At 72.4% G+C, this 3,252-nt stretch carries 3 protein-coding genes and 1 pseudogene; 2 read left to right on the top strand and 2 right to left on the bottom strand.

Annotated features, from left to right (window positions below; translation table 11 throughout):
- Positions 1-711 precede the first annotated feature (711 nt).
- Both AB0958_RS44850 and AB0958_RS44845 read right to left on the bottom strand, forming a co-directional pair.
- On the bottom strand, positions 712-1,446 hold the full coding sequence (locus AB0958_RS44850) for a methyltransferase domain-containing protein (RefSeq protein ID WP_366896247.1): 735 nt from the start codon (positions 1,444-1,446) through the stop codon (positions 712-714).
- Positions 1,447-1,499: 53 nt separating this feature from the next.
- A complete protein-coding gene (locus AB0958_RS44845; RefSeq protein WP_366896246.1) occupies positions 1,500-1,979 on the bottom strand; it encodes a hypothetical protein in 480 nt (159 codons plus the stop codon).
- A 171-nt stretch (positions 1,980-2,150) separates the two neighbouring features.
- Here AB0958_RS44845 and AB0958_RS44840 point away from each other — a divergent pair.
- Positions 2,151-2,744, top strand: a pseudogene (locus AB0958_RS44840) (sensor domain-containing protein); the annotation flags it as partial.
- A gap of 20 nt (positions 2,745-2,764) precedes the next feature.
- Positions 2,765-3,252 (top strand): response regulator transcription factor (locus AB0958_RS44835; RefSeq protein WP_366896248.1); only part of this gene is annotated, 488 nt, incomplete at its 3' end.

Raw genomic sequence — 3,252 nt, 5'->3', positions numbered from 1 at the left:
CCGCCTGCTGGGCAGGGAGCGGAATCCTCATCAGCACACGCCCCGGGCGCACGCCCCGGCCTTGATCGGCTACACCACCAAGCGGGACGCCATCCCGGACGGACCCTCAGCTGGAGTACAACGCTTCGGCCACCGCTCGGCACATCAGCGGGAAACCGCAGGTAGGAACCATGAACCCGGTTCGACCAGACCCCGCAGACCGGGCACAGGGCACCGTTCGCCCTGCATTGCGCATCCCAGCGCACTATCTCGATGTGCGGGGCCACCGACAGCACCGCGACGTCCGCGATAGACGGGAACAACAACTCCTTGAGCCGGAGCACGACGTCTTCCACGGCCGCGAACTGTCAGCCCAACCGCCGGGCTGACGGGCCATTTTCGGGCGGCTTCGCGTACGGCTCGAAGAGGCTCGACCGTCACTCAGAGTGGCTGCGTTACAGAAGTTGAGCCAGCACCCGAGTTTTGACAGCGGTGGGGTACTTTCCAGGGCAGCACCGAGGTGCTCCTGGTGAAAGGTCCGGTCATGCCGCAGAGGTCGAAGGCCGAGCCGTACGCGGCAATCCGGCGTGATCACCGTGCTGGCATGAAGATGCGCGAGCTCGAGCGTTTTCGTGGCTGGCCGCGGTAGGGGTGCAGCCCGCTCGCCTGGTGGAGCGGCCTACCGCGCCCCAGGTCGTTCAGCTCGGTGATCGCGGTTTCTGCGTGTGGTGCTCACGCTTGCCCGTCGCTGGTGTCCCGGTCGCTGTGGGCGAGGCGCTCGCTCTGGCGGCCTGGCGCGTCGGCTCTGCAGGGTCCGAAGCGGGCGAGGTATGCCGGGCTTGGGCCGCGGCGCTCGGTCAAGTGCAGGCCGGCGGCGTCGGCGAGCCGGTGCAGCCGGCCGAAGGGGATCCAGTGCCGGTCGAAGAACTCGCCGATCACCAGCCGCCCGCCTGGTGCCAGCACCCGTGCCGCCTCGCGCAGTACCCGGTCCGGCTCGGGGATCTCGCCGAGCGCGGTCACGGCGTATACGGCGTCGAACGTCGCGTCGGCGTAGGGCAGTTCACGTGCGTCCGAGCGGGTGGGCCTGACCGTCGCCAGGCCGTCGCGCTCGGCGCGGCCCATCACGTGGTCGAGCATCTCCTGCTGGATGTCGAGCACATCGAGCTGTCCCTGCGGCCCGAGTTGCGGGGCGACGTGCAGTGTCTGCAGGCCGGTCCCCGGGCCGATCTCGAGCATCCGCTCCCCCGGCCGCGGCCGCAGTACGGCGTCCATCCGGCCGGCGGTCAGGAACGGCAACGGTACGTCGAGCAGGCCGCGTTGGGCGTACGGATATGGCGCCGTGTCGCCCAGCCACCAGGCGGCGGCCAACGCGGCGCCCGCGCCGGCGGCGACCGCCCAGCGGGTCCGGGCCCGGACCGGCTGGGCGGAGGCGACTGGGGCGACGGCAGCGGTGGTGATGCGGTGCATGGTGTTCTCCGGTGGATAGATTCGGTCCGTGGTACGTAGTCGGGCGGTCGGCGTCACGCGGGCCGGCTCAGCGCCCGCAGCGCCAGCCGGCCGCACAGCGCGGCGAGCGGCAGCTCGGCGCCGAGCGCCATGGCGACCGCGGTGGCGAAGTCGCCGCCCGGGGCCGCGGTCGTGGTGTCGAACCAGGCGTCCACCACAAGCAGCGTCGCGGTCGCGGCGGCTGCCAGGGCGTGCCGCCGGTCGCTGCGGGCGGCGAGGAGGCCGGTGGCGATCAGACCGAGCGCCTCCAGCGCGTCGAGCCCGGCCCAGGCGGCCGGCCAGTGCGCAGCGGTCCCGGTGGCCGGCAGGCCGGTGGCCAGCACGTACAGCCACGGCAGCAGGGCGAACCCGCAGGCGACCAGCAGCCACCCGGCCCGCCGCACGCCCCTCGCCGGGCGCGGCTCCTGCGCCTGTCCGTGGAGCGCGATGACCTCGGCGCGGCCGAAGCCCTCGGCACCGGCCACTTCCTCATCGCACACAGCCGGTTGACGCATCGTCTTCCCCCGCTCCCCGCCGGCTCTCTCCTTCACGTGCTCCACCCTCCGCCGCACAGCAGGGCGCCGTCAGTCACGCAGGGTTCCGACCCGGGGTGGAGAAAAGTGCAGCCCCGAACCGGGCGGTAACGTCATGGCACAGGGATGGCCTGCGGCTTTACCGTTTGACGCATGCACCTCACGACGTGGCTGCAGCGGGCTGCGGGCCGGCCGTTGCACAGGGCAAAACACCAAACCGCGCTCGTCGCCGCCGGTCTGCCGCTCCACCTCGCCGTGGTGCCCCTGTGGCTCTGGCTGCTCGGCACGCTGGCAGCGCTGGTGCACGCGCCCTGGGCGGTGGCCGTGATTCCGCTGCCCGTGCTGCTCACACTCGTGGTCACACCCCTGCTGACCGCCGGGCAGCGGCGGCGCTACCGGGCGCTCGTCGGCAAGGACCTTCCGCGCCCCGCCGTACCCGGGCCGGGACGCAACGGGAAGTCGGCGGTGCGCCGGCTGGCCGGCCGGGCCTTGTGGCGGCAGGTCTGCTACCACGCTGTGGCGGGTCCGCTGCTCGCCGTCCTGGACCTCGCCGTCCTCGCCGTCCGGGCCGCCGCTCTCGTGGCCGCCTGCATCTACGTGTGGATCTGGGCGCTGCCCCCGCAGTGGCGGGTCACCGACCTCGGGTACACCACGCAGGCCGCGTACGTCACCGTCGGCGGCCTCGCCCTGCTGTTCCTCGGGCCCCGGCTGACCGGCGCTCTGGTGCGGCTGGAGACCCGAGCGGCCGAGGTCCTGCTCGGTCCCAGCTGCGCATCGGCGTGGTCAAGGTGCTGGAGGCGGCCGGCTTCGAGATGTGCGCGCAGGTTGCCGACGCAGAAGGGCTGCTGGCGGCCGTCGAGGAGCATCGGCCCGACATCGCCGTGGTCGACGTGCGCATGCCGCCCGGCTTCACCGACGAGGGAGTACGCGCCGCGCTGGTGATCCGCCGCCAGTATCCGCGTACCGCCGTGCTCCTGCTGTCGCAGTACGTGGAGGAGCGGTACGCCTCCGATCTGCTCGCCGCCAACACCTCGGGTGTCGGTTATCTGCTCAAGCAACGCGTCGCCGACGTCGAGGAGTTCGCCGAGGCGGTGCGCCGGGTGGCGGCCGGCGGCACTGCGCTCGACCCGCAGGTCGTCGCGCAGCTGCTGGTACGCCGGCACAGCGATCCACTCGACCGGCTTACACCGCGCGAGCGGGAGGTGCTGGAGCTTTTGGCGGGCGGCCGGTCCAACTCCGGCGTCGCCGCCGAGCT

This window comes from Streptomyces sp. NPDC006655 (assembly GCF_040703965.1).
Lineage (GTDB): Bacteria > Actinomycetota > Actinomycetes > Streptomycetales > Streptomycetaceae > Streptomyces.
Note: the sequence above shows the minus strand (reverse complement) of the source record. Positions and strands in the feature narration are given on the sequence as shown.